A 25,488-nucleotide genomic window follows, 5' to 3' on the forward strand; every position below is an offset into this window, starting at 1 on the left:
TCTCCTTTATCAAAAATAGAAAATCCATTAAACAGATTTTTGTATATATCACTAATTAGTATTATAAAACATTTCCCAATAAAGTCAAGCCAAATGATTTATGCTAGAATAGTTGTATGAGATTGGATAAGTGTTTAGAAAAGGCCCAAATTGGTTCGCGCAAGCAAGTCAAGAAATTATTTAAGGCCCAGCAAATCAGGATAGATGGACAGTCGGCTCGTAGTCTTAGTCAGATCGTTGATCCTGACTTACAAGATATACAGGTATCGGGAAAAATGGTTGAGCTAGAAGGCTCGGTCTATTATCTACTCCATAAGCCAAGAGGAGTGGTATCGGCTGTGACCGACAAGGAGCATGAAACTGTCATTGATCTAATTGCTCCTCAGGACCGAAGGGAAGGTCTTTATCCAGTTGGGCGCTTGGACAGAGATACGGAGGGACTGGTTCTCGTGACCAACAACGGTCCATTGGGTTATCGTATGCTCCACCCCAGCCACCATGTCGATAAGGTCTACTATGTGGAAGTCAATGGACCCTTGGGGTCAGACGCACAAACCTTTTTTGCCTCGGGCGTCACCTTCTTGGATGGTACTCGGTGTCAGCCAGCGGAGCTGACCATTTTAGAGGTTTCTTTGGGACATAGCAGAGCGACCATCCAGTTGGCAGAAGGCAAGTTTCATCAGGTCAAGAAGATGTTTTTAGCCTATGGTGTCAAGGTCACCTATCTCAAACGCATGGCCTTTGGCGGATTTGAATTGGGGGATTTGGAATGTGGAGCTTACCGTGAGCTTACTTCAGATGAGATCCAGCATGTATTAACCTATTTTGATTAAGGAGGTGCTTATCATGAGTATCTACAAGTTTAGGGTGGAAAAACAAGATGGGACAGACCAGGCCATGAGTGACTTTCAGGGACAGGTTTTATTGATTGTCAATACGGCAACAGGTTGTGGTCTGGCTCCTCAATACAAGGAATTACAGGACCTATATGACACCTATAAAGACCAGGGGTTTGTCGTATTGGATTTTCCCTGTAATCAATTTTTAGAGCAGGCACCAGGCTCTGCGGAGGAAATCAATCAGGCATGCAGTTTGAATTATGGGACAAATTTTCCACGTTTTGCAAAGATTGCTGTAAACGGTCCTGATGCTAGTCCGCTTTATCGCTATCTGAAAAAAGAGAAAAGGACCTTATTAGGAGGTCGCATAGAATGGAATTTTACTAAGTTTTTGGTGGATAGACAGGGGCGCGTGGTCAAACGCTATTTACCAACAACTAGCCCGCTAAGATTGAAAGCGGATATTGAACATTATTTGGCAAAAGAATAAGAAGGCTGGAAACAATCTAGCCTTCTTTTTTAAGCAATAAGAGAAAATAAGGAGCGCCGATAAGGGAGACGATAATGCCGGTTGGGATGCCTGTTCCGACAAGTAGGGACCGTGCGATAATGTCGGCTATGATGAGCAAGATGCTACCGATTAGAAAGGCCAGGGGCAGACTATACTGGTGCTGCTTGCCGACTAATTGTTTGGCCAAATGACTGGCCAAGAGGCCGACAAAGGCAGTATTGCCTACCAAGAGCGAGCTGAGGCTGGCTAGGCTTGTGGCTAAGATTAAGACGAGGATGCTTTCTTTTTGTCGATTTAGGCCCAGGCCAATTCCCAGATCGGCTTCTAGTTGCAGAATATTTAGTCTGGAGAAGCGGATAAAACTAAACAGGCAGAGGACAAGTAAGCCAGGACCGACAAGGCTGATGGTCTGCCAATCATCTCCAACATATCTTCCCGACAACCAGCCTATAATACTATCTAACTTGTAGCGGTCAAACCGAACCATGAGGCTAACCATGCTACTTGAAAACAAGCTAGCCAGACCAACACCCGTTAGGACCAGGCGTGTTGGTTCTAACCCTTGTCCTTTTTTATAGGCCAGTAGATAAACCAAGCCAGTAGCTAAAAATCCGCCAGCTAAAGCCAGAAGAGGCTGAGAAAGTTGGAAAGAAATATTCCAAGTAAGTGCGAGGGTTAGTAGAAGTCCAGCACCAGCATTGACACCAAGGATACCAGAGTCTGCCAAGGGATTTCGAGTGAGGGTTTGAAAAAGATGTCCGCTGATTGCCAGAGCACCACCAGCAAGAATGGAAACCATCAGACGTGGCAGACGAATTTTCCAAAAAATCAACTGGGTAGCGGAGCTAGCTTGTCCACTCATGGTAGTCAAAAGGTCGGTCAGTCCTAATTTACTGTAGCCAATAATGAGGGACAAACAGGACAAACTGATGAGCAAGAGTGAGAGGAAGAGAAAGATAGCTTTTTTCTTCATGCTTGCCATTCCCCCTTTCGAATGAGCCAGAGAAAGATTGGTAGGCCAACAAAGCTAATTAGACTGGACAGGGGAGTTTCATAAGGTGGATGGAGAGTTCGACTAATCAAATCCAACCAAACGAGAAAACCAGCACCAGCCAAGGATGAAAAAGGTAGGATATAACGGTAATCTTTGGGAAGTAGAGAGGTCAAGAGATTGGGGATAATCAAGCCGATAAAGGAGAGGGAACCGACCAGGGCAACGGAAGAGGCAGACAAGAGGACAACCATGGTCAGGAAGAAGAGGGTCATTTTCTGCGTGTTTTGTCCTAAGGCCCTGGCCACAGTATCGTCCAAACTGAGAATGGTCAAGGAATGGGCAAAGACTTGTGCCAGAAGAAGCACCAGTAGAATAAGCGGTGCAATCCACAATAGACTGTGCCAACTAATCGAGGTCAGGCTACCTGCCTCTAGTCCGATGATGTGATTGGATAAGTCAAATAATAAGGCCATTCCTTGTCCCAAGGCTTGCACGACGGCGGTAACCATTATTCCAGCCAAAATCAAATGTAGTGGACTATTGCTATATTTATTTTGCCGGCTGAAAAAAATAACCAAGCCAGCAGTTATTCCAGCACCTAACAAGCAGGTGAAAAGACTGAGGAGCTCAGAAGAATGTGGCAGGAAGACCATTTTCAAAATCAGAAAGAGCCCCGCACCAGCAGGAATTCCCAGTAGTCCAGGGTCCGCCAAGCGATTGCGTGTCACAGCCTGCATAATGCTTCCAGAAGTTGCTAGACTAGCTCCAACCAAGCCAGCCGCCAGTATGCGGGGTAGGCGCAAATCAATCAAAACATCTTGAAGTTCAGACTGCTTCAAGGGTGCTTTTAAGACGGAGAGAATTTGGTCATGAGTATAGGAAATAGCCCCCAAACGAAAGCCCCAGTAGGAACCCAATAAGAGTATGAAGAGAAGAAGGAAAAAAAGAGGGATAGGTGACAGACTAGCCTTGAAGCCAGCCGTAACCTCTTCCCCATTTTTTCTCTCCAAGTGTTTAAAAAACATAGAGAATCAATCCTTATTTTGTGATAGCATCTTTGAGAACGTTCAGTTGGTACTCAAGTGAAATCGGGTCATTGAAGTAGAAGGCCTTGCTATCTACCTTGATAACGTGGTTGTTTTGAACAGCTGGAAGGTTTTTCCAAACATCACTATTTAATAGACCAGCTGCGACACTTTCGTCTTCCACAGCCAAGATGATGTAGTCGCCTGCATAGTCAGGCAATACTTCTTGGGAAACAGCTAGAAAACCAGGTCCAAATACCTCATCTTTGACTTTTTGTGGAGCTGTGTAGCCCAGTTCTTGGTAGATAATTTCCCCACCACGTCCCCAGTTATTACCGAAGAGGTAGAGGTCTTGACCAAGGTAGCCCATGATAGTAAAGCTTGCTGTATCCCCAGTTTTTGCCTTGATTTCCTTTGCAGCGCTTGCAACACTTTCCTTCCAAGTAGTTTGCCATTTTTCAACAGCAGTTTCTTGACCAAAGATTTGACCAAAAACTGACAAGGTTTCAGCATAGGAGTGCTTGCCGTATTCTAGGGAAATAGTTGGTGCAATTTCAGCAAGTTGTTCGATTTTTTCATCGGTTGAACCCGTTACGATAAGGTCCGGTTCCAGCGCAGCGATGGCTTCCAAATCCTCGCTGGTAACAGCAGTAGCTCCTTTGAGTTTTTCAGAGAAGGCTGGATTTTCCAAGTCGTAGGAAGTCGCACCGACCACATCAAAGCCCAGCTGCAAGAGATAACCAGTGTTGGCAAAGTTGAGGCTGACAACCTTTTTAGGCTGAGCTGGCACATCACCATAGTAGGTAACGCCCTCGATAGTTGGCATAGTGGATAGGCTAGTCTGGTTTTCCTTTTGGGAAATAGCAGAGCAGGCAGTCAAGACTAGAACTGACAAAGCAAGACTAAGAGAAAGTAAAAACTTTTTCATGGGAACTCCTTATTTTTTTGTAGAAGGTTTTGCGTGAGTATAGGTAGCTAATATTGGATAACCAAAGTGGCTGGCTGGTAAAATATCTGCTTCAATAGCAAATAGTTGGCGCAGGTGTTCAACCGTGATGACTTCTTCTGGACTTCCTTCTTGAAGAATGTGTCCGTCTTTCATAGCAATGATGTAGTCAGAAAAACGGGCGGCATGGTTGAGGTCATGGAGTACCATGACAATGGTTTTGCCATTATCCCGATTGAGCCTTTGTAGCAACTCAAGAACTTCTAACTGGTGGTGCATATCCAGATAGGTTGTCGGTTCGTCTAGAAGGATGATATCTGTATCCTGGGCTAGCGCCATGGCAATCCAAACTCGTTGCCGTTGACCACCTGAAAGGGATTGGAGAGGAGTGTGGGCGAATGCCATGGTCTGTGTTTCTGTCAAAGCCCATGCAATTTTCTCTTTATCTAAATCAGTCAGTCGACCAAAGGCATTTTGATGGGGAAAGCGTCCATAGGACACTAGGTCATAGACACTGATACCGTCTAGATTTTCCTGGACCTGCGGGAGTAGGGCTAATCGCTTGGCTACTTCCTTAGTTGGCAGTTCTTGGATGAGTTTTCCATCCAGATAAACCATTCCCTTATCCGCAGGCAAGATACGGCTGAGAGCCTTTAATAGCGTAGATTTTCCACACCCATTGGGACCGATAATACTACTTATTTTTCCACTTGGAATTTCAATGGACAGCTCGGATAGAACAGTTTTTTGTCCATAAGAAAGTTCTAAATCCTTGGCTGAGATGGTGACCATAAGTCCTCCTTTACTCACATTGATTTCTATTATATCATAGTTATCGAGGGAAACAAAGAGTTTTCTGACAATTTTAATTTAATAAGAATGATTATAAAAATGCCAAAGAAGTAGCAGAAATACTTAGGAAAAACAATTATATTTGTCCATAGTTTTATGCAATTTCATAATAGATATAAAATAATGGGAGAATGATTTCACTAGCCTTCTTCCTGACAGTGGAATAGTTGATTTGCAGTGTCCAAGAGGATGGTCTTTCTCTCTTTGTTGGTCTTCCTTGCTCTCTACTTCCTTCACTATTATTGGCTATTTTATAAGAAATATTCAGAATGACTGAAATAAGCCACCGTTCCAAATGAGCGGTGGCTTTTATAGGTTTTATCTATATTTTTTAGCGATTTCAAGGTCACCAGCATATTCTTCACGCTGGTCATTGACAATCTGGTAGGCATCGGCTCCCTTACCGGCGATAATGACAGCATCTTGAGAAGAAGTCGTCTGGCTCATGGCCCTACGGATAGCTTCTTCACGGTCCAAGATGAAGTCGCTTGGACGGTTCATGTGGGCACGAATTTGCTGGGCAATAGCAGCTGGATCTTCACGGTTGGGATCATCAGCTGTCAAGATCACTTCAATCTGCGGATAGTCATTGAGCAAAAGACCGAAGTCCTTGCGGCGACTTTCTCCCTTGTTACCTGGAGCGCCTAAAATCAAGATGACCTTGCCTGTCTGGTGTTCCAAGACGACATCGATTAGCTTTTTCACACTATCGCCGTTATGGGCGTAATCTACGAAGACCTTGGCACCATTTTGCTGGGTCAGGACTTCCATACGGCCAGGGACATTGGTTTGGGCAATTCCTGAGTGAATGTCCTCTAAACTCGCACCCAAGCGAAGACAGGCCAGCCCAGCTGCGATGGCATTTTCTTGGTTGAAGCCACCGATCAGCTGGATGTCGTAATGGCCAGCTAATTTGCCGGTCGCTGTGAAGTCAAAACCTGCTGTCTGAGTGATTTCATTTTCAGAGCTCGGTCCATAAAAGTCATGGTCTTTGGAGTTGACTTGCTCTTTCACGACTTCAAAATGGTCCATTCCAGCATTGACAATGACTGCTCTGCTATTGTCCATCAACAGACGCTTGTGGTAGAAATAGTCCTCAAAAGTTGGATGCTCAATGGGACCGATGTGGTCGGGGCTGATATTGAGAAAAACACCGACATCAAAGGTCAGTCCATAAACTCGCTTGACCAGATAGGCCTGGCTGGACACTTCCATAATCAAGTGGGTCATGCCGTTCTTGACAGCCCCCGCCATCATGGCAATCAGGTCCAGACTTTCAGGCGTAGTCAGGGCAGATTTAAAGAAATTCTTGCCATCCAAGGTGGTGTTCATGGTCGAAAGCATGGCAGGCTTGTGGTTGATTTTAAGAATGTTAAAAGCAAAATAAGCCGCCGTTGTCTTGCCCTTGGTGCCGGTGAAGGCCAGGAGTTTGAGCTTTTTCTGGGGATGACCATGAAATTCCATAGCAATCAGGCTCATGGCCTGCTTGATGTCATGGACGATGATAGCAGGAATGCTGATCTCATAGTCGATTTCAGACACATAAAAAGCCAGTCCAGCCTCAATAGCCTTTTCCAGAAATTCCTTCTTAAAAGCCAAGCCCTTGGCAAAAAAGAGGGTTGTTGGGCTAACCTTACGGCTGTCATAGCTGAGAGCATCAAATTGCACCTCAGTCCAAGTGCTTGCAGTCAGGTTGTTATTTTTGATATGGCGGAAGTTGTCATCCGCGGTTAAGATTTCTAATACACGTTCAATTGTAATCATGTTACTATTGTAAACCTATCGAAGATATTTGACAAGTCTGGGCTATTCAAGTCTAGCTATTTTATATTTATCTTTGACTTCTTATATTATAGGAGAAATATAGAAGTCATGCTATAATAGAGGCATGAAAAAAATTAGTGAATTGGGATTGACAGGTCGCAAACTAGTTGGTCAAGGTTTGATTTTGATTATTCTTGGACTTGGATTTTTAATTGCTGGCTGGCAATTTCCAGGTTTGATTCTTCGGTTCATTCATGCAGGTCTATTCTTTTTAGCTTTATATGAATTAAGCATGACATTTTTCAGAAAGAAGAAATCGAGTGAAAGTGTCATTGCACTAGTTGGGAAAGCTGTTCTTTTCGGGATCCTAGCCAGTCTCGATTTAGCTGTTCAAATTCCCCTCTATTTCGCGGCTATTTTTGTTGGGATTTACCAACTTTTTACAGCTCTTATCAATTTCATTACTTTTTACCTATATCGAAAAGATGGGGTACAGCCACGGATTCGCTATTTAATAGATGGAATTTGGTTATCCTTACTAGGTTCGGCTTCCCTATTTGTGTCAGGCACACAGCTGGTTGTTCAAACCATTGTCATCGGAGGTTATCTGATCTTGTATGGACTCACCAATTTACGTGATGGCTTCCTATTTGAAGAAGCAATCGAGCAACAGAGTCTAAAGCGTCATGTCCGCCTAACCTTACCCTTGTTCCTTGCAGCTCTCGTACCACGGATGACCCTAGAAAAAGTCAATAATTATTTAGCTGACAATAAGGATCAGACGGCTCAATCAGTTTACAATAGTCAAAAAGATATTACAGAAACGCCTATTTTAGAAATATTTGTGCATGTAGGTGAAGAGGGTTTTGGGGCTGTTGGACATGTTGATTTGAGTTACAAAGGACAGGTTTATGGTTACGGCTCATACGATGTCCTGTCTGAGCGTTTGGGTGGTGCGATTGGTGATGGGGTCTTGTTCAAAGCAGAGCGCCAAGCCTATGTTGACTTCTGTAATCAAGAAGGAATGACCATGTTGGGTTACCAGCTGAGTTTAAGACCAGAGCAAGAAGAGGCAATAGAAACTCGATTGGCTGAAATTGATAATCTGCTTCTTTCTTGGAATCCAAGTCCTGAAAAAGTATCGAAAACGGCAGATGGACAGCCGATTGAAATGTATGCCTATCGAATGAAAGAAACAATACATGCGGAATTATTCAAATTTAGAAAATCTAAATTTAAAACCTATTTCGTCCTATCTACTAATTGCGTTCTTCTGGCTGATTCTGTGATTGGACAAGCTGGAACCGACATACTTGGTATGCGCGGATTTATCGCACCAGGCACCTACCAATCTTACCTGGATCAGGAATATGAAAAGCCACATAGTTTAGTGGTTGCGAAGAATATTTATTATCGTAAAGAAAAATCCTAGTCTCGGCTAGGATTTTTACTATCTTTCGTTCAATAAAATGGGATACTTATGGGCATCTTTGTTTCCAATGGAACAAAGATAATGTATTTATCAATCATTGATTGTTTCAAGTAATAGTCGGATAGCTTGTAATACTTTAGTTTGTTTTTCTTGAGGAAGCTGAGTAATCGCTTCAAAGACTTCACGAGCTTCTGGACTGGCTTCGGAAATCTGAAAATTAAAGAATTGATCGGGAGTGACGGACAAGGCTTCCATTATTTTTTCTAAGGTTTCAACTTTAATATTGGAAGACTTTTTCTCAACGTTATGGATATAGTTGGTTCCGAGTTCTGCTTTTTCGCTGAGTTGTTCTTGACTTAGCTTTTTTTCTTGGCGAAGATATCGAATACGATTTGTAATATGTTCTTGTAATGGGTACTGTTTCATGAAATTCCTCCGAAAACTACCATTTGAAAAACAAATCACCGTTTTTAGTGGTAAATAACAAAAAATCACTTTACAGAGTGATAAGGATATGGTAGTATTATGGATATAATATATAAAAATTATAGAGAAAAAATTCTCTTTTGTCCATAAAAAGAAAGGATAGGCTATGTTTGGTGCAATTGTTGGGGATGTAATTGGGTCACGGTTTGAGGGTAGAAATAATAAGTCAAAAGAATTTGATTTATTCCACCCAACTTGTCGATTTACAGATGATAGTGTCATGACAGCTGCAGTTGCGGCTAGTTTCTTGGGTTTGAATGAACTATTTGATGATTTAGAAAAAGCTTTAGTCTTGAATATGAAAGATTTTGGTAAGCTGTATCCTAGAGCTGGCTACGGACCTCAATTTAAAAAATGGATTGAGAGCAAGGATTCTGATCCTTACAATAGTTTTGGGAATGGATCTGCCATGCGTGTCTCAGCCTGTGGTCATGTAGGAAAATCATTAGAAGAGACATTGGATTTGGCTGAACGAGTTGCTTCTGTAACCCATAATCATCCAGAAGGAATTAAGGGAGCTAAAGCAGTAGCTGGTGCAATATTTTTGGCTCGAACTGGAAAAAATAAAGAAGAGATTAGACAATTTGTAGCTGATAGATTCTACAATCTCGATTTTACGCTGGATGCTATCCGTCCCTCATATCAATTTGATAGTAGTTGTCAAGGAAGTGTTCCTCAAGCCATCGTAGCATTTTTAGAAGCAGAAGATTTTGAAGATGCGATTCGTAATGCAGTGTCTCTTGGTGGAGATAGTGACACCCTGGCTGCTATAGCTGGCAGTATCGCTGAACCATTTTTTGGCATTCCAGAAGAAATAGTCTATCGAACTACTGATTACCTACCTAGTTTAATTATGGAAGTTTCGTATTATTTCGAGCAAGATTATCCAAGTAAAGGTCTTAGATGTTCTCACATGAACGAAGGACAATTTGAAATGGTTAGCCTTTTCCAGTTAATAGATGATTGTGTTGGTAGAATCATTCCTAAAGGTGCACCGGTTGAAATATTAGAAGAATATCCGAATGGTGCAATCAAAGTACAACCTGATGAGCAATATATTCAGTTAGATTTTTCGTCCTTTGATAAAAATCTAATTGACTTCGCAAAGAAAAATAAGGTACAAGCTCCTTTTGATTTGGTAGTGGAGGGAGTTCAGAATGCAGTGGATAACTCATTGGATATGTTAGGTCAGCTTGGGAATGAGATTGGTAAAGGACTAGGTATCGTAGGCAATGAGGCAGGAAAAGTTGTTCAAGGTTCAGCAGATTTCGTAGGTCAAATTGGCGCTGATTTAGGAATAGGTCAGCTTGGGAATGAGATTGGTAAAGGACTAGGTATCGTAGGCAATGAGGCAGGAAAAGTTGTTCAAGGTTCAGTAGATTTCGTAGGTCAAATTGGCGCTGATTTAGGAAAAGGTTGGAATCATTTATGGAAATCGGCAAATAAGACGACTCAAACCAGGGACAAAACAAATCAAAAATCTGCTGAAATGTCTGGTGTAAAAAAAGAACCAGCTAAGAAAATGCATTTTGATTCTATGGAATCATTACAAAGTGTAGTTCATATCGTAAATGAAGCGGATTTATCAACTCTTGATCCAAATCGTGTCATTGCAGACAGTCCTCTAAAAGATGTGTTGGCTATGGGGCTAGGAGCAGGCTTAGGCGGTGTTGTTTCTTACGGTGCCTTATATGGACTAGGAACAGTGGGGCTTTCGGCTGCAGGAATTACCTCAGGTTTAGCTGCTGCTGGTGCCCTTGTTGGTGGTGGCATGGTAGCAGGTTTGTTTGTACTTGCAGCTCCAGTTGCAATTTTAGCTGGTGGTGGTTTAGCAATTGCCAATATTCTTACCCAACAACATCTCCAACAGGAGAAAAAACGCCTCTATAAAGTTGCATTACAAAAACATCAAGCTATCATCGAGGCTCTAAAATCTGAAAATCAAGAGAATAAAGAACGGATTGATTATTTGACCAGTTTAAATATTCTATTGCAAAAAGCTATTGAAGAATTGAAAGAGGATATAGGGATGCAAGATGAATCAGAACAAGCAGAGTCGATATAAATATAGCCATGGCGAAAAGGAAGTATTGAAAGTTCTAAAATACCAGCAACAGGAATTGGTAGGATTGGAAAAACAAAGACAGGAGGATACCAAACGACTTGATCAGCGAATCTCGACAAGTGAAGAACTTCTGATTTCTTTAGGTTATCAACTTCCAAGTAAAGCTAAGATGACTAAAAATAAAGAAGCTCAAATCGGTTCCAAGAAAGAGCGTGCCATACTTTCATGGGAACAATTAGTAGAAAAGGCTAATCAGCAAGTTCAGGACGATATTGTTTTTGAAGATATATTGACTGCTGATGAAATAGCAGAAAATCGTGAAGTCCTAACAGCACTTAGAGCTGAATACCAAGCAATTTATAACCTGGATAAATTTGATATCTTGCTTGGTGTGGGCAGTGGCATTCTAGCTTCTTTAGTTGATATTCTTTTAATTGGTATGCCAGCAAAGTCAGTTAATGCAGGACCGCTTGCCAACTATGTCAGAAATAGATTTGAGACTATTTTTTCTCCGGGTGATTTGGAGAATTGGAAATTTGCAAAAGTTCCATTTGACGCTCAGGATAATCGAAATACTGAACGTATTATAAATGGACTATCTCCACAATATCATCGTCTCTATTCCTTGGGGCATGATCCATTAGTGGGATTCATCATTGGAGTCTTGGATATCATGAATGGGCAGATGACTACAATTGATAAATTTGGCAAAATTGTAGTTCAAGACATGCCAAACTACCTAGATCGCAAAGAAGAAAATATCTTTTTTGCAATAGCTAAGCTATTAGTCCATTTTAAATCAGATATCACAACCTCAATGGGTTTACCTGCTCCTCTGATGGGTCTATTTAATCTCTTACAGTTTGGAGAAATTGGCAAAGAGGAAGAAACCATTGCTCAAATCGTTCAGGGAATGTATCAAGATGGATATGATTTTATTCACTTTGCTACTATGTCCATTCCAGTGATGCTGATCGAAGTTTTGGTTAGATTAGGCTATGCTTGTCGCCGCTTGTCACAGGGAGCCAGCCTTTCAGATGCTGTTGCTTTTTCTACTAATAGGAAAAAATATCCAAAGTTGGGAACCATACTCTTTACTGCTCATTCAGTGAGTACAGCTGTTAATCTCGGCAAAATCATTATTACTGAAAATCCCCTTGCCATTAACTATCCACAATGGTTAGCATTTTTCAAATACTCCTATCAAGAAGTCCATTATCGACTGTTTTTGGAATCAGAGCAAAAGAGGAAGTTCTTTGAGGAGAATGATAATTTACAATACGATCAAATTTATGCCAATATAGATAAGTTCTTTGAAGAGGTCAAAGAAGATTATCAACTGACAATATGAAAACACATTTTAAATCCTAGTCTCGGCTAGGATTTTCTTTGTATTCCAGCCCTCTACTACCCACAAATCTTCCCCATCCATGCTATAATAGAAACATGAAAAAAAATAAATTATTACTCATCGATGGCTCATCGGTAGCCTTCCGTGCTTTCTTTGCACTTTATAATCAAATCGACCGTTTCAAGAATGCCAATGGTCTGCATACCAACGCCATTTACGGCTTTAATCTGATGTTGGACCACATGATGAAGCGGATTGAGCCGACCCACATTCTCGTGGCTTTTGATGCTGGAAAGACCACCTTCCGTACTGAGATGTACGCCGATTACAAGGCGGGCCGGGCCAAGACACCAGACGAGTTCCGCGAGCAGTTCCCCTTCATCCGTCAGATGTTGGATGCTATGGGGGTTAAGTACTATGAACTGGCTCAGTACGAGGCAGATGATATTATCGGTACCTTGGACAAAATGGCAGAGCGGACAGACATTCCCTTCGATGTGACCATTGTCAGCGGTGACAAGGACTTGATCCAGCTGACAGACGAAAACACCGTAGTTGAGATTTCTAAGAAAGGCGTTGCCGAATTCGAAGAATTTACCCCAGCCTACCTCATGGAAAAAATGGGTATCACTCCCACTCAGTTTATCGACCTCAAAGCACTCATGGGTGATAAATCCGATAACATCCCTGGCGTGACCAAAATCGGTGAAAAAACAGGTCTTAAGCTCCTAACCGAATATGGTTCTTTGGATGGTATTTACGAGAATATCGACAGCATGAAGGCATCCAAGATGAAGGAAAACCTAATTGCTGATAAGGAACAGGCTTTTCTGTCACGCACTCTTGCGACCATCGACACTAATGCACCTATTGAAATCGGACTGGATGACCTTATCTACGAGGGACCAAAAGTCGAAGAACTAGGACAATTCTACGATGATATGGGCTTCAAGCAGTTGAGAGCTCAGTTGGGAACTAGCGCTGAGGAAGAACGTCCTGCAGTCGAGTTTCAAACAGTCACCGAATTGACTGAGGGCATGCTACACGCAGATCAATTTTTCTATTTTGAAATCTTGGGCGAAAACTACCATCGAGAAGACTTGGTGGGACTAGCTTGGGGTGACAAGGAGCAGATTTATGTTGGGGGACCAGAACTCCTCGACAGCCCAATCTTGCGTGATTTCTTAGAAAATCAGCCTGTTAAAACCTATGATTTTAAACGTGGAAAAGTCCTCCTAGCCCGTTACGGTATTGACTTGCCATTAGCTAGCTTTGACAGCCGTTTGGCCAAGTACCTCCTGTCAACAGTAGAGGACAACGCCATTACTACCATTGCCAATCTTTATGGTCAGTCCCGAGTGGTGCCAGACGAGGTGGTCTATGGCAAGGGGGCGAAACTGGCACTTCCAGAGAGACCAGAATACTTCTCACATCTTGCCAACAAGCTACAAGTTCTTATTGAAACAGAAGCAGTCATGTTAGAAAAACTGGAAGAAAACCAGCAAGTTTCCCTGCTCTTTGATATGGAATTGCCCCTAGCAAATGTCCTAGCCAAGATGGAAATCACAGGCATCAAGGTTCAAAAAGAAACCTTACAGACCATGCAGGCTGAAAATGAAGTTCTAATTGAACAGTTGACCAGGGAAATCTATGAGTTGGCTGGTCAGGAATTTAATATCAACTCGCCAAAACAACTGGGAACCATTCTCTTTGAAGACATGGGCTTGCCTTTGGAATACACCAAGAAAACCAAGACAGGTTACTCAACAGCCGTGGATGTCTTAGAAAGGCTTGCTCCAATTGCACCCGTCGTTTCCAAGATTTTGGACTACCGTCAGATTACCAAGTTGCAGTCAACCTATGTTATCGGCTTGCAGGATGCCATTTTAGAAGACGGTAAGATCCATACTCGATATGTGCAGGACTTGACCCAAACTGGTCGTCTGTCTTCGACGGACCCCAACCTGCAAAATATCCCTGTTCGTCTGGAACAAGGTCGCCTCATTCGTAAGGCTTTTGTACCTTCGCTTGAAGACAGTGTCCTTTTGGCATCCGACTATTCCCAGATTGAATTGCGGGTCTTGGCACATATTTCTAAGGATGAGCATTTGATTGAAGCCTTCCAAAAAGGTGTGGACATTCATACCTCGACAGCCATGCGGGTCTTTGGCATTGAAAAGGCTGAAGATGTGACGGCGAACGACCGTCGCAATGCCAAGGCAGTCAACTTCGGTGTGGTTTATGGCATATCAGATTTCGGCTTGTCCAACAACCTGGGCATTACTCGTAAAGAAGCCAAGGAATATATTGAAACCTACTTTGAACGTTTCCCAGGTATCAAGAACTATATGGAAACCATTGTTCGTGAGGCTAGAGATAAGGGCTTTGTAGAAACCATCTACAAGCGCCGTCGTGAATTGCCAGAAATCAATTCCCGTAATTTCAATGTCCGTAATTTTGCGGAACGGACTGCCATCAACTCCCCAATCCAAGGATCTGCCGCCGATATTCTCAAGGTAGCCATGATCAACTTGGACAAGGCGATTGTAGAAACAGGTCTGTCAACACGCATGCTCCTTCAGGTACACGATGAGATTGTGCTTGAAGTACCAAAAACTGAATTGGAAACAGTAAAAAAACTTGTGAAAGAAACCATGGAATCAGCTATTGCCTTGTCTGTTCCACTGATTGCCGATGAAAATGATGGACAGACCTGGTATGAAGCAAAATAGAAAGGAATGACATGAAGAAAACACTAGTATGTATTGGATTATGTAGCTTGCTTTTGGCAGGCTGTGGAGAAAAAACGGAAAACAAGGGTACCAACCCTTCTGGAGCTGATTTTTCAACACAATTACCTATTTTAAAAGAGAAACAAGACACAAGCAACGAAACCATGAATGTTCTTGCTAATGCTCCTGTCGTAGTTGTTAATGCTAATCCACCGGCAGATCCAGCTCAAAAAGGTCACAAAATCCATGCTGCCAACAATGGTGTTGCAGAAAAGGATGAGGCTGGCAATATTAAGGAACATTTCCGTTACTATGATGTGCCGGCAACTTGGACTATTAACGCTGAGAACACGGAAGATGAAACGATTGCAGCCGTCTATGATGTAAAGACCAATTCTAGTAACTTTATGGTTCAGCTGTATAATATCAATGCATTTAATACATCACCTCTTGAAGAAGGCCGTAATATGACACCAGAAGAGCTGGAGGCTCGTATGGCTGAAACCAACCATTCATTTATTGAAAAGACAATTGTCACCATAAACAACCAAGAATGGCAGGTCGGTCGTCAAATTATGAAGGATCAAAAAATGGCTCGTATTACCTTCTACCGTATGGAATCGACAGGTGCCTATGATGATTCAGTTGTCGTTGGCTCCATTTATTACTCCCTAGATCCAGGTATGGACAAGGACCGTACCAACCTTAAGAAAACAATTGGCGAGCTCAAGGACGTTCTGTACAATATTTCTAAGAAGTAAAGTTAGCTAGAATGAGGTAGCAGATGGTAGACTGGTTGAAGACTAGAACCTATGGTCAGCAATTTTGGGTTGGATTTTCCTTTTGTCTATTAGGTATGGTATTAGCCAGGGTTACTAAAATCAATTACCTGGCAAATCTCGGCTGTGCCTCCTATGCTGTCTTGATGTTGGTTTTTCCTAAACTCCCCAATCGGACACGGCTGACAGAAAAGGAAGAGAAGACCATTCGCTTGGTGGCAATCCTTGCACTTGTTTTATTTCTATTTATCTTTCGATTTGATGTATCCTAAAGGAGAAAGCTATGACCTATTCATTTCAAAATCCTAGTCAAACTGTCATTTTTGACTACTTGAAACAATCTAAAACTATTGCAGTTGTTGGTTTATCTAGCCGTGAAGAAACTGCAGCTTATCGGGTATCCAAGCTTATGCAAGAAGCAGGATACAAGATTATTCCTGTCAATCCAAGGGCAGTAGGCGAAACCATCCTAGGAGAGCAGGTCTATGCTAGCCTCTTGGAAATTGACCAGCCGGTAGATATTGTCAATGTTTTTCGTCGGAGTGAGTTTCTGGCAGATGTGGCGCGTGAATTTGTTCAAACAGATGCGAAAATCTTTTGGGCTCAACTCGGTTTAGAAAGCCAAGAAGCAGAAGACTTTCTCCGTCAAGCAGGTCGCAATGACATTGTCATGAACAAGTGTATCAAGATTGAATATCTGGAGATGCAAGAAGTGTAAGAGAAGAAAGTTGGAGGTTCTGTGATGAAATCGCTTATGAAATTTGTAAGATGTTTGGGATTATCTACCTTCATGTTGGTCAGCTTACTAGCCTGTTCTAGCCAGACTAGGTCTGTAGATACTACCTCTTCAACTACTGGCAGTTCTACTAAAATCAGTTCTTCAACCAGCACTTCAACGAACTCGACCAGCTCATCAACTACAAGTTCAGCGACAAGCACCAGTCCTAGTAGCAGCTTAGTTACTGAAAGTTCTAGTCAAACCCAAACCAGTCAATCTGAGGACAGTAGTCAAGTAGCTCCTCCTAGCCAATCCACTCTTCACCCCAATTATCAAGCAATCTTAAATACCTATAGCAAGTGGATAAGAGTGTTGAGAAGTGGTGGGACCTTTGATGATCCGACGGTGGAAGAGGGCTACCTAAAAAATATCGACCCCAATGTTGCATTTTATTATGCCTTACACGATATTGATGGAAATGGTCAGTTAGAACTCTTACTTGCGACTGGTGGAGAGCAGATGTTTGTCTTTTCTATCTGGGGAAATGAAACCTACCCAACTCGCTTGGTTTCTTCCGAAAATGTTCGAGTATATGTAGATATTTTTGATAATGGTCTAATCAGTAGCTTCTTTTTAGACGGCTATCGACCAGAAAGCAACGGAACAATCTATCGCTTGGCTACTGATGGCAGTCAGGTCTATACTGTTGGCACTTTTCGCTTAAATGCTCATACGGGTCAAGTTACTTCTGATGGACCAGAATTTTTGCCAGAAAGAAGTAGGGCTATTCAAGATGTTTTGACTTGGCAATTGTTACAATAATAAAATCAGGCTCCAGAATTTTCTGGGCCTTTTCTTAAAGCTTTCTTAAAACATTTTTAAAATAGCCATAATTGGAGATTTTTTTCTTGCCTTTCCAACTTTTAGCATGCTATAATTGGAAATCACTATTTGAAAATTTATTGAAAATAGTATTCTTACATAGAATTGAGGAAATCATGAAGAAAAAATTAACAGCAGCTCTTATCGCCCTTCTAGCCTTAGCCGCAGCAACCTATAACGCTTTCTTGCTCTTTTTCCAGACGGATACAGCAACAGAAACCACTACCAGCAGCTCCAGTCAGGTTGCAAGTAGCTCTAGTCAAGTCAGCTCAAGCAGTCAAGCAGCAGGGACAAGTGAAGCAAGCTCTAGCCAATCCACAGGCTTGACAGATGGTACCTATACAGGTGCAGTAACATCAACCAACCGCGGTGACTACCAGGTGCAATTAACTGTTTCAGGCGGAAATATCAGCGACGTAACTATCTTGCAGTATCCAAATGATAACCCTGAATCGCAAGAAATCAATGACGGTGCCCTACCGACCTATATTGCAGAAGCTATTTCCAATCAATCAGCTCAAGTCAATCAGATTTCAGGAGCAACTGAAGCCTATAATGGTTTTACAGGCTCCTTGCAAGATGCCATTAACCAAGCCTCATGATAAAAATCATCAACAAGACAGTTGAGGCGATGACCCTGCCCTTTACCATTAGTCTGGCAACTGTACAGGAAAGCCAACTAGAAGAGGAGTTGGACAGACTAAGTTTGGAAATACTGGCTGAGCTAGAACGTTTGGAAGAAAAATTTTCAGCCTTTCGTCCAAGTTCCTTGGTATGTCGTTTTCAAGACGGAGATAGGTCAGTTTTGTTAGACCAGGAATTTCAGGAAGTCTTTTCCCTAGCAGAAATGGCTCATCAAGAAACAGACGGTGCCTTTGACACCTACTATAAAGGGAGCTATGATCCAACTGGTCTGGTCAAGGGCTGGGTGGTTGAAAAAATCTTTCAAAATAAACTCCTACCCTACCTCCAACACCCCGATGTTGAAGCAGTTTGCTTAAATGGAGGAGGAGATATGCAGTTCTCTACCAAGGAAGTAAGTAGTTTCGTCTGGAAGATTGGCATTGAAAATCCTGATAATCTACAGGAAATCCTTGCTGTATTTACAGCCAAGAATGGAGCCATTGCCACATCTGGCTACAGCAAGCGAGGACAGCATATCCCATCTCAAAATGATATCCAACAAATAACCTTTATGGATACCAGTCTGACAAGAGCAGATGTCTGGGCCACAGCTGGATTAAGTATGCCAGAAAACAAATTGGTCCAAGCCATCGCCCGCCACCAACTTAGTGGCTTGTATATCAAGTCCCAGCAATTACAATTTTTTCAAAAAGGAGAATTAGTGCGTGATTAAGAAAAATAACTATGCTTTAGGATTGGCCTGGATGGTGGCTTTATTCATCCTGCCCTTTCCCTTTATCTATACCTTTGTAAGTGGTCTACCGGCAGGTTTTGGTCAAATGAAGGTCAGCATCGCCTTGGGTATCGTGGCTTATGTCTGGATGCTCTTAGCGCTTTACATTGGAACCAAACCTAAGTGGCTGGATCGGTTGATTGGCCTGCCAGCAGCCTATATGATTCACGGCATTCTCAGCCTGGTGGCCATTTACTTCTCCTTTATGCATAAGAACCTCTTACCATCTTATGGCTTGATTGAGCAGACTGGTAATATCGCCTTTCTCATCTTCCTGTCCTTAGCCATTTATTCAATGGTCTTCATGGCAGGATGGTTAACATCTAGAATTCGTTTCCTTGCTAACCTAAAACGCAAACTGGAAACTACCTTCAAACACGAAGTTTCTGTATGGCTCCATCGCTTGAACTTGTTGGCAACCTTTTTGATTTTTGTCCATGTCCAGTTAATTGATTATATCCGTGCAAATACCAGCTTTATGGCAGTCTTCTACTTAGCTTCTGGCTTTGTATTCCTGTCATATCTCTGGGCCAAATTCAAGCCAAATGCAAAAGGCTACACGGCTAAATTAGTCGAAAATCGTGAAATTGCTGACAATATTCACGAATTACAAATTCAATTACCTAAAGGCAAGGCTACTAAATTGAGAGCGGGTGACTTCGTCTTTATCTCCTTCCCAGGTCTTAAGGGCTTGGCTGAGCCCCATCCCTTCTCCCTTGTAAATGCCCCTGATGCAAATGATCAGATTACACTGGCTATTCGTGGAGATGGGGACTTTACCCGTACCTTACAAACTGTTGCAGCTCCAGCTCGTATTCGAGTGGACGGTGGCTACGGTATGTTCCAAACGGTAGTTGAAGATCAGCAGCCAAAAAATATCATCATGATTTCAGGTGGTATTGGTATTACACCTTTGTTGTCGCTAATTGATAAGTTCCCAACAATTGATACAACAGTCTTTCATGGTGCAACTACTGAGGCAGCCCTGATTTACGAAGAAAAATTCAAATCTTGGGAAGCTGAGAGAGAGAATTTCAAGGCAGTCCGAAAAATCGGTGCCTTTGAAGAAGCAGAAGTTTTGTCCGCATTGCCTCATGACTTTGATGAATTGACAGTCTTGGTTTCAGGACCTCCTGTTATGGCTCGTTACTGGATCAAGACCTTGGCAAAAAATGGGGTCCCTAAAACTCAAATTTTCTATGAGGAATTTGGTTGGTAAGTTTATCTTGCCTTCTCATTAGAAAGTCTTATATATTGTAAAGTCGGTTTCTCAAGGGAACTGACTTTTTTAATGCACACAAACATACTAAGATTAGTAGTGAGGAAATCTCCGACGGGAGAAAGTACTCACTACTTTTTCTTTATGATAAAGTAGAGGTGTCTTGTTAAGTCGTAGGGCTTTTTGACGCTAGACGTCGCAACAAAAACTGGCAAGACACCTGTTTTAGAAAGAATGTTATCAAAGTATGTGGGACGCCAGACGTCGAGTATTGAAAATGACATCACTAAAACAAGGAATCATTCAAGACAAAGAGGTAATATCATGCGTGCAGTTTTTGGGATTGATGTGAGTAAGGCAAGTTCAGAAGTGACCATTCTAGTCAATGGTGAGAAAGTTCATGGCTATACCATGTCCAATGACGCCATCGGCTTTGCTCGGCTACTTGGCGATTTGAAAACCGTCCATAAGCCAGAAATCATCTTTGAAGCAACAGGTGTCTACTCTCGTCGTCTTCAAGCTTTTCTGGATGAACATAGCTACGCTTATACACGGCTTAATCCCTTAGAAGCTAAGAAGCAACTGGATAGCTTGCGTGTGCGGAAAACAGATCAAATTGACGCCGAAAAACTGGCTCAATCTCAATTTGTACTGAATCGTAAACCCACTTATGTCCAAGAAGAAGTCTACCAAAACTTGCGGGATCTCAGCCGTTTCTATCAGAATCTGACCGAGGATATTGTTCGAGCTAAAAACCGTCTGCACAAGGTCTTACAAGTCACTTTTCCTGAATTGGAAACTATCTTATCAACACCATCTGGCGAGCAATACTGGAACCTGGTCATAGCTTTTCCTTGCAAGGACTTCGTTCTTGAGTTAAGCAAGGATAAACTCTCAGAAATCATTCGTCAGTCCACCTCAAAACGGATTTCGGACAAGCGTGTGGCGTATTTAGCTGAGAAGTTGATAGCACTAGCTAATCAATCTTACTGTGCCGTCAAGAAAACCTCTCCAATACTAGAAGAGGTGCGTTACTATGCAAAAGAATTGCTTCGGCTTTCTGAACAGAGACAAGCTGTCCTAGACCAAATGGTGGAACTAGCTCAGCCATTACCTGAATATGACATTCTGCTCTCTATTCCTGGAATAGCTGAGACTACTGCAACAAGTATTATTGGTGAACTGGGAGATATTCGCCGTTTTCAGTCTGCCAATCAAATCAATGCCTTTATCGGTATTGACCTGAGACACTATGAATCGGGTAACTTTTTAGCTAAGGAACACATTACCAAGCGTGGCAATCCCTACGCTAGAAAGATTCTGTTCAAATGTATTCACAATATCGCTTCAGCTAGTCACACCAATCCTTGCCATATCGCCGACTTTTATGAGAAACGAAAAAGACAATCGCAAACGACTTCTACAAAGCCGCACACGATTGCCTCCATACATCGTCTCATTCGGACAATGTATTACCTCATAACGCATAACAAACTTTACGATTACACTTTAACTCAAAATCAGTAAGATTGTTTATGCAATATTATTGTAACACCTTATCAAAAATTTTCAACATAAGGTGTTAATTTCGTGTACTCTTTTTTACACGAAACTTTAGTCCAAAAGAAAACAATTTCCTTATTTTGACTATTGAACTCAAAATATTTTTCATCAAATACCTTGATAGGCTTGACAAATGGTAGAAAAAAGCCCTGCCTGAGAGGCTGGACCTAGGAAATTCTATGAAAGAGGAATGTTAGAATTGGAATAAGCTACTACACATGGCGTAAAAAATAGAAAGGAAGAAACCTATTTCAATTCTAAAGATGTAAGAATATACACTTACCATTCCTCAGTTGATAGTATAACATAAAACTATATAGAATTCCAATATTTTTACCCCCTTTTTTTTTTAATTATCGACACAAATTCATGAAAAGCCTATTTTATGCATATTTTGAATAATAGAAAAGAAGTTGATGGTGGTCAACTTCTTTTCTATCCCTGTTTATAAACTATTTCTTTAGGGAACTTTATACTTGTATCCCTACAAAAGAAATGCATATTTTATAAAAAATAGGTTGTGTTATCGTTAGATTATTCATAAACGTAGTTCATTTTTTGGGCCTGATCATCTAAAATTCCTTCGTGGAAGTAAGATTGGGCTAAATAGTGGTAAGGCCAGACATATAGACCGGCTAGGCCAAAGGTGATGACGATAAGCGCAAACCAACCGATAAAGGACAAATCCAATACAAAACGCTTGAATTTGTATCCTTTCATCAATTTTCTACTGGCCTTGATAATGGAAAAGGCTCCAGTGTATTCCTCCCGCTCCAACTGTTCGAATAGGATAAATTCAACTTGAGAGTAGGCATAAATTTGCGGAATATAGATAGCAAGTCCAATGATGGTCAGGAAGATACCGCTAATAAGTAAAATCCCCAGTAAGGCTAGAAGATCTTGAGGAAGGAGATTTGGGTCGGTCGAACCTGTTGATAGAATGATTGTAGCGGTGACGGTGGTGCTACCAATAATTAAACCAAGCCCAAGATAGAAGATCAAGCCCCACAGGAAGAGAAGGAAACTCTTCAAAATATAGGTCTTGAACACCTTTCCAAAATCCTTATGTGAAAAAATGCTGATGCAGTCCTTAAATGAGGTGGCCTGTTTGATATTCTTTGTGACTTGAAATAAGGTCCAAAGGACAGATAGCTGAAGCAAGCCTAAAAGCAAGCCGTAGAAAAATGGAAACAAGGAGGTAGAAAAGAGGTAGCCCGGACTAGCAATGTCTTCGGGTGTCAGGCCAACAAGACTATTGCGAGAAGCAGAGAATAATTGAACGATAACAGATAGAATAACGGGAATAGCTGCTACTTGATAGATACCATCTGTATGATGAATGGTCTGGCGAGCTTTTTCCCTAATCTCAAAAATTGTAAACATCTACATAACCTCCTTACTCAACATTGTAACATAATTCTAAGTGACAAGAAAGTATTTTTTTGATAGACTGGAATATGCTGTGGAAATTGGTTGTTTTTTGTAAAATTGACTAATTGACCATACAAGATTAAATTCCTAGGACTGTTTTTCCTAGTTGGAGGTAAGCATGACAGATCTACCAATCAAGTACCGCTTGATTAAGAAAGAAAAGCACACAGGTGCTCGTTTAGGGGAGATTATCACCCCCCACGGGACCTTTCCGACCCCTATGTTTATGCCCGTAGGGACACAGGCAACGGTTAAAACTATGTCGCCTGAAGAATTGAAGGAAATGGGCTCAGGCATTATCCTGTCCAACACCTATCACCTCTGGCTCCGTCCAGGTGACGAGCTGATTGCTCAGGCAGGTGGCTTGCATAAGTTTATGAACTGGGACCAGCCTATCCTGACTGACTCAGGTGGGTTTCAGGTCTATTCTTTGGCCGATAGCCGCAATATCTCAGAAGAAGGGGTGACCTTCAAGAACCACCTCAACGGCAGCAAGATGTTCCTGTCACCTGAAAAGGCTATTTCCATTCAAAACAATCTTGGCTCAGACATCATGATGAGCTTTGATGAGTGTCCGCAGTTTTACCAGCCTTATGATTATGTAAAAAAATCTATTGAAAGAACCAGCCGTTGGGCAGAACGTGGCCTCAAGGCCCACCGACGTCCGCATGACCAGGGATTATTTGGAATCGTGCAAGGGGCTGGATTTGAAGACCTCCGTCGTCAGTCTGCTCAGGATCTGGTCAGCATGGATTTCCCAGGTTATTCAATCGGCGGTCTAGCTGTTGGTGAAACCCATGACGAAATGAATGCGGTATTGGACTTCACGACGCCATTGTTACCTGAGAACAAGCCACGCTACCTCATGGGAGTTGGAGCACCAGACAGTTTGATTGATGCGGTCATCCGTGGTGTCGATATGTTTGACTGCGTGTTGCCAACCCGTATCGCTCGTAACGGTACCTGTATGACCAGCCAAGGTCGCTTGGTGGTAAAAAATGCCCAGTTTGCTGAAGATTTCACCCCGCTTGATCCAGATTGTGATTGCTACACATGTAAAAACTATACCCGTGCCTACCTTCGTCACTTGCTCAAGGCAGATGAAACCTTTGGTATCCGCTTGACCAGCTACCACAACCTCTTCTTCCTAATCAACCTGATGAAAAATGTCCGTCAGGCCATTATGGATGATAACCTGTTGGAGTTCCGTCAAGACTTTATGGAAAAATATGGTTATGGCAAGAATGGTAGAAACTTTTAAATAAAAATGACCTCCTACAAAATAGTGGGAGGTTCTCTTTTTATACATCAAAATACAAGAGTTCTTTCGGCGTCTTGGTAAAGACTTCAAAGCCGTTTTTAGTCACATAGCCACAGTCTTCAATGCGTACACCGACTTTTCCAGGAATGTAGATACCAGGCTCAACAGAGAAGCACATGCCTTCTTCGATAACCAAGTCATTTCCTTCCATAATAGATGGGAACTCGTGGACACTCATGCCCAAACCATGTCCAAGACGGTGGTTGAAGTAGTCACCATAACCTGCTTTTTCAATGACAGAGCGAGCAGCGTAGTCAATCTCCCCAGCAGTCACGCCCGGCTTGATCATCTCCACCGCAGCCATGTGGGCCTCAAGGGTCAGGTTATAGATGTCTTTTTTGAACTGGTCTGGCTTGCCGACAGCTACTGTCCGTGTCATATCAGAGGTATAGCCCAGGGTTTCGACACCTAGGTCGAACAATAGCAGAGCGTTATTTTCGATTTTATTTGTCGATGGAATACCGTGTGGGTTTGCAGCATTGTTACCTGTCAAGACCATGGTATCAAAACTCATCTTGGAAATGCCCTGTTTTTTCATCTCAAATTCAATCTGAGCAATGATGTCTGTTTCCGTCACATCGAGGGAGATATTGTCAAAACCAACCTGCATAGCCTTGTCCGCAAACTCACCAGCCACCAACATTTTTTCAATCTCATCACGGGACTTGATCAATTTCATGGTATTGATAAGCGGAGTAATGTCCGTAAAGGCTTGATTGAAAATGGACTGCAAACCGTGGTAACGGGTCAGGTTCAAATTGTCAAACTCAGCACCGATGGCAGAGAATGTTTTCTGCGGTAGCTTGCTCTTGATAACCTGCCACGGATTTTCAGAATCCATATAGCCAGCCACAGGGAAGTCAACGGTCGCTACTGCACGCTCCACATCCAAGGCTGGAAGGAAGAGGAGGGGGTCGTGGTCGGGCATGACAAAGAGCATCATGTGGCGTTCGTGTGGATCACTGTGGTAGCCAGTCAGGTAGTAGATACTGACTGGATCTGAAAAGATAGCCAGGTCCAATTTGTTGGTTTCAAGGTAGGATGTTACATGATTAAGTTTTGACATGTGGGCACCTTTCTATTTTTGGGAAATTGTGTTGAAATTTTCGTTTATTATATAGACTATTGTTTCAAAAAATGAAAAAAATTGCAAGTATTATC

The 25,488-nt window shown here is 42.2% G+C and carries 22 protein-coding genes and 1 pseudogene; 15 read left to right on the forward strand and 8 right to left on the reverse strand.

Features of this window, described 5'->3' with window-relative positions:
• The first annotated feature begins 116 nt into the window (after positions 1-116).
• On the forward strand, positions 117-833 hold the full coding sequence (locus PW252_RS03800; RefSeq protein WP_105118370.1) for a pseudouridine synthase: 717 nt from the start codon (positions 117-119) through the stop codon (positions 831-833).
• 13 nt (positions 834-846) lie between these two features.
• Positions 847-1,329: a glutathione peroxidase gene (locus PW252_RS03805; RefSeq protein ID WP_248043691.1), complete on the forward strand. Its 483-nt coding sequence runs from the start codon at positions 847-849 to the stop codon at positions 1,327-1,329.
• Between the two features lie 16 nt (positions 1,330-1,345).
• On the opposite strand, the gene PW252_RS03810 is transcribed toward PW252_RS03805, so the two are convergent.
• The 5 genes from PW252_RS03810 to PW252_RS03830 all read right to left on the reverse strand — a co-directional run bounded on the left by PW252_RS03810 (position 1,346) and on the right by PW252_RS03830 (position 6,931).
• Positions 1,346-2,323, reverse strand: a complete 978-nt coding sequence (locus PW252_RS03810) for a FecCD family ABC transporter permease (protein WP_248050791.1) — start codon at positions 2,321-2,323, stop codon at positions 1,346-1,348.
• Positions 2,320-3,369 (reverse strand): FecCD family ABC transporter permease, encoded by a 1,050-nt coding sequence (locus PW252_RS03815; RefSeq protein WP_248050793.1) that lies wholly within the window; start codon positions 3,367-3,369, stop codon positions 2,320-2,322. The genes PW252_RS03810 and PW252_RS03815 overlap by 4 nt, the downstream gene beginning before the upstream one ends.
• Before the next feature lie 13 nt (positions 3,370-3,382).
• Positions 3,383-4,297 (reverse strand): iron-hydroxamate ABC transporter substrate-binding protein, encoded by a 915-nt coding sequence (locus PW252_RS03820; RefSeq protein WP_248050795.1) that lies wholly within the window; start codon positions 4,295-4,297, stop codon positions 3,383-3,385.
• A gap of 9 nt (positions 4,298-4,306) precedes the next feature.
• Positions 4,307-5,107, reverse strand: coding sequence for an ABC transporter ATP-binding protein (locus tag PW252_RS03825; RefSeq protein WP_248050797.1), 801 nt, complete (start codon positions 5,105-5,107; stop codon positions 4,307-4,309).
• 378 nt (positions 5,108-5,485) lie between these two features.
• On the reverse strand, positions 5,486-6,931 hold the full coding sequence (locus PW252_RS03830; protein ID WP_248050799.1) for a UDP-N-acetylmuramoyl-L-alanyl-D-glutamate--L-lysine ligase: 1,446 nt from the start codon (positions 6,929-6,931) through the stop codon (positions 5,486-5,488).
• Between the two features lie 124 nt (positions 6,932-7,055).
• On the opposite strand from PW252_RS03830, the gene PW252_RS03835 reads away from it, so the two are divergent.
• Entirely contained in the window at positions 7,056-8,363 is a 1,308-nt protein-coding gene (locus PW252_RS03835) for a hypothetical protein (RefSeq protein WP_248050801.1), read from the forward strand.
• A 90-nt stretch (positions 8,364-8,453) separates the two neighbouring features.
• Here the strand turns inward: PW252_RS03835 and PW252_RS03840 are convergent, their stop codons facing one another.
• On the reverse strand, positions 8,454-8,789 hold the full coding sequence (locus tag PW252_RS03840) for a helix-turn-helix domain-containing protein (protein WP_024376627.1): 336 nt from the start codon (positions 8,787-8,789) through the stop codon (positions 8,454-8,456).
• 166 nt (positions 8,790-8,955) lie between these two features.
• On the opposite strand from PW252_RS03840, the pseudogene PW252_RS11285 reads away from it, so the two are divergent.
• From PW252_RS11285 to PW252_RS03895, 11 genes and pseudogenes are all read left to right on the forward strand, one after another.
• Positions 8,956-9,729 (forward strand): annotated as a pseudogene (locus PW252_RS11285) (ADP-ribosylglycohydrolase family protein); the annotation flags it as partial.
• Between the two features lie 1,156 nt (positions 9,730-10,885).
• On the forward strand, positions 10,886-12,265 hold the full coding sequence (locus tag PW252_RS03850) for a hypothetical protein (protein WP_248050803.1): 1,380 nt from the start codon (positions 10,886-10,888) through the stop codon (positions 12,263-12,265).
• A 95-nt stretch (positions 12,266-12,360) separates the two neighbouring features.
• Complete coding sequence (polA, locus tag PW252_RS03855) at positions 12,361-14,997, forward strand: DNA polymerase I (protein WP_248050804.1); 2,637 nt, start codon at positions 12,361-12,363, stop codon at positions 14,995-14,997.
• 11 nt (positions 14,998-15,008) lie between these two features.
• Positions 15,009-15,758, forward strand: a complete 750-nt coding sequence (locus tag PW252_RS03860) for a glucose-6-phosphate isomerase (RefSeq protein WP_248050805.1) — start codon at positions 15,009-15,011, stop codon at positions 15,756-15,758.
• Between the two features lie 23 nt (positions 15,759-15,781).
• On the forward strand, positions 15,782-16,048 hold the full coding sequence (locus PW252_RS03865) for a hypothetical protein (protein ID WP_248050806.1): 267 nt from the start codon (positions 15,782-15,784) through the stop codon (positions 16,046-16,048).
• An 11-nt stretch (positions 16,049-16,059) separates the two neighbouring features.
• The gene (locus PW252_RS03870; protein ID WP_248050807.1) at positions 16,060-16,494 is read left to right on the forward strand and encodes a CoA-binding protein; all 435 of its coding nucleotides are present in this window, start codon (positions 16,060-16,062) and stop codon (positions 16,492-16,494) included.
• Between the two features lie 36 nt (positions 16,495-16,530).
• A complete protein-coding gene (locus PW252_RS03875) occupies positions 16,531-17,316 on the forward strand; it encodes a hypothetical protein (protein WP_248050808.1) in 786 nt (261 codons plus the stop codon).
• A 176-nt stretch (positions 17,317-17,492) separates the two neighbouring features.
• Positions 17,493-17,978 (forward strand): FMN-binding protein, encoded by a 486-nt coding sequence (locus PW252_RS03880; protein ID WP_248050809.1) that lies wholly within the window; start codon positions 17,493-17,495, stop codon positions 17,976-17,978.
• Positions 17,975-18,733 carry an FAD:protein FMN transferase gene (locus PW252_RS03885; RefSeq protein WP_248050812.1) on the forward strand — a complete coding sequence of 253 codons (759 nt, stop codon included), beginning with the start codon at positions 17,975-17,977 and terminating at the stop codon, positions 18,731-18,733. Before PW252_RS03880 ends, PW252_RS03885 begins: the two co-directional genes overlap by 4 nt.
• Positions 18,726-20,012 (forward strand): FAD-binding oxidoreductase, encoded by a 1,287-nt coding sequence (locus PW252_RS03890; RefSeq protein WP_248050814.1) that lies wholly within the window; start codon positions 18,726-18,728, stop codon positions 20,010-20,012. The genes PW252_RS03885 and PW252_RS03890 overlap by 8 nt, the downstream gene beginning before the upstream one ends.
• 324 nt (positions 20,013-20,336) lie before the next feature.
• Positions 20,337-21,539: an IS110 family RNA-guided transposase gene (locus PW252_RS03895; protein ID WP_316716844.1), complete on the forward strand. Its 1,203-nt coding sequence runs from the start codon at positions 20,337-20,339 to the stop codon at positions 21,537-21,539.
• A 570-nt stretch (positions 21,540-22,109) separates the two neighbouring features.
• Here PW252_RS03895 and PW252_RS03900 read toward each other — a convergent pair.
• Positions 22,110-22,958, reverse strand: coding sequence for a DUF975 family protein (locus PW252_RS03900; protein WP_248051544.1), 849 nt, complete (start codon positions 22,956-22,958; stop codon positions 22,110-22,112).
• Positions 22,959-23,124: 166 nt separating this feature from the next.
• Here PW252_RS03900 and tgt point away from each other — a divergent pair, with 166 nt between their 5' ends.
• Positions 23,125-24,267, forward strand: a complete 1,143-nt coding sequence (gene tgt, locus PW252_RS03905; protein ID WP_172028712.1) for a tRNA guanosine(34) transglycosylase Tgt — start codon at positions 23,125-23,127, stop codon at positions 24,265-24,267.
• A 40-nt stretch (positions 24,268-24,307) separates the two neighbouring features.
• Here tgt and PW252_RS03910 read toward each other — a convergent pair whose 3' ends face one another.
• A complete protein-coding gene (locus PW252_RS03910; RefSeq protein ID WP_248051546.1) occupies positions 24,308-25,393 on the reverse strand; it encodes a M24 family metallopeptidase in 1,086 nt (361 codons plus the stop codon).
• Positions 25,394-25,488: the final 95 nt, after the last annotated feature.

The sequence above is a fragment of the Streptococcus sp. 29887 genome (genome assembly GCF_032595075.1).
Classification (GTDB): domain Bacteria; phylum Bacillota; class Bacilli; order Lactobacillales; family Streptococcaceae; genus Streptococcus; species Streptococcus iners.

What these genes read in the sequence shown, in the direction of transcription:
- PW252_RS03880 (WP_248050809.1), top strand. Translation starts at nt 17,493, where the DNA reads ATGAAGAAAAAATTAACAGCAGCTCTTATCGCCCTTCTAGCCTTAGCC.
- PW252_RS03895 (WP_316716844.1), top strand. Translation starts at nt 20,337, where the DNA reads ATGCGTGCAGTTTTTGGGATTGATGTGAGTAAGGCAAGTTCAGAAGTG.
- PW252_RS03835 (WP_248050801.1), top strand. Translation starts at nt 7,056, where the DNA reads ATGAAAAAAATTAGTGAATTGGGATTGACAGGTCGCAAACTAGTTGGT.
- PW252_RS03910 (WP_248051546.1), bottom strand. Translation starts at nt 25,393, where the DNA reads ATGTCAAAACTTAATCATGTAACATCCTACCTTGAAACCAACAAATTG.
- PW252_RS03805 (WP_248043691.1), top strand. Translation starts at nt 847, where the DNA reads ATGAGTATCTACAAGTTTAGGGTGGAAAAACAAGATGGGACAGACCAG.
- PW252_RS03875 (WP_248050808.1), top strand. Translation starts at nt 16,531, where the DNA reads ATGAAATTTGTAAGATGTTTGGGATTATCTACCTTCATGTTGGTCAGC.
- PW252_RS03840 (WP_024376627.1), bottom strand. Translation starts at nt 8,789, where the DNA reads ATGAAACAGTACCCATTACAAGAACATATTACAAATCGTATTCGATAT.
- polA (WP_248050804.1), top strand. Translation starts at nt 12,361, where the DNA reads ATGAAAAAAAATAAATTATTACTCATCGATGGCTCATCGGTAGCCTTC.
- PW252_RS03900 (WP_248051544.1), bottom strand. Translation starts at nt 22,958, where the DNA reads ATGTTTACAATTTTTGAGATTAGGGAAAAAGCTCGCCAGACCATTCAT.
- PW252_RS03820 (WP_248050795.1), bottom strand. Translation starts at nt 4,297, where the DNA reads ATGAAAAAGTTTTTACTTTCTCTTAGTCTTGCTTTGTCAGTTCTAGTC.
- PW252_RS03860 (WP_248050805.1), top strand. Translation starts at nt 15,009, where the DNA reads ATGAAGAAAACACTAGTATGTATTGGATTATGTAGCTTGCTTTTGGCA.
- PW252_RS03870 (WP_248050807.1), top strand. Translation starts at nt 16,060, where the DNA reads ATGACCTATTCATTTCAAAATCCTAGTCAAACTGTCATTTTTGACTAC.
- PW252_RS03825 (WP_248050797.1), bottom strand. Translation starts at nt 5,107, where the DNA reads ATGGTCACCATCTCAGCCAAGGATTTAGAACTTTCTTATGGACAAAAA.
- PW252_RS03885 (WP_248050812.1), top strand. Translation starts at nt 17,975, where the DNA reads ATGATAAAAATCATCAACAAGACAGTTGAGGCGATGACCCTGCCCTTT.
- PW252_RS03815 (WP_248050793.1), bottom strand. Translation starts at nt 3,369, where the DNA reads ATGTTTTTTAAACACTTGGAGAGAAAAAATGGGGAAGAGGTTACGGCT.
- PW252_RS03830 (WP_248050799.1), bottom strand. Translation starts at nt 6,931, where the DNA reads ATGATTACAATTGAACGTGTATTAGAAATCTTAACCGCGGATGACAAC.
- PW252_RS03810 (WP_248050791.1), bottom strand. Translation starts at nt 2,323, where the DNA reads ATGAAGAAAAAAGCTATCTTTCTCTTCCTCTCACTCTTGCTCATCAGT.
- tgt (WP_172028712.1), top strand. Translation starts at nt 23,125, where the DNA reads ATGACAGATCTACCAATCAAGTACCGCTTGATTAAGAAAGAAAAGCAC.
- PW252_RS03800 (WP_105118370.1), top strand. Translation starts at nt 117, where the DNA reads ATGAGATTGGATAAGTGTTTAGAAAAGGCCCAAATTGGTTCGCGCAAG.
- PW252_RS03850 (WP_248050803.1), top strand. Translation starts at nt 10,886, where the DNA reads ATGAATCAGAACAAGCAGAGTCGATATAAATATAGCCATGGCGAAAAG.
- PW252_RS03865 (WP_248050806.1), top strand. Translation starts at nt 15,782, where the DNA reads ATGGTAGACTGGTTGAAGACTAGAACCTATGGTCAGCAATTTTGGGTT.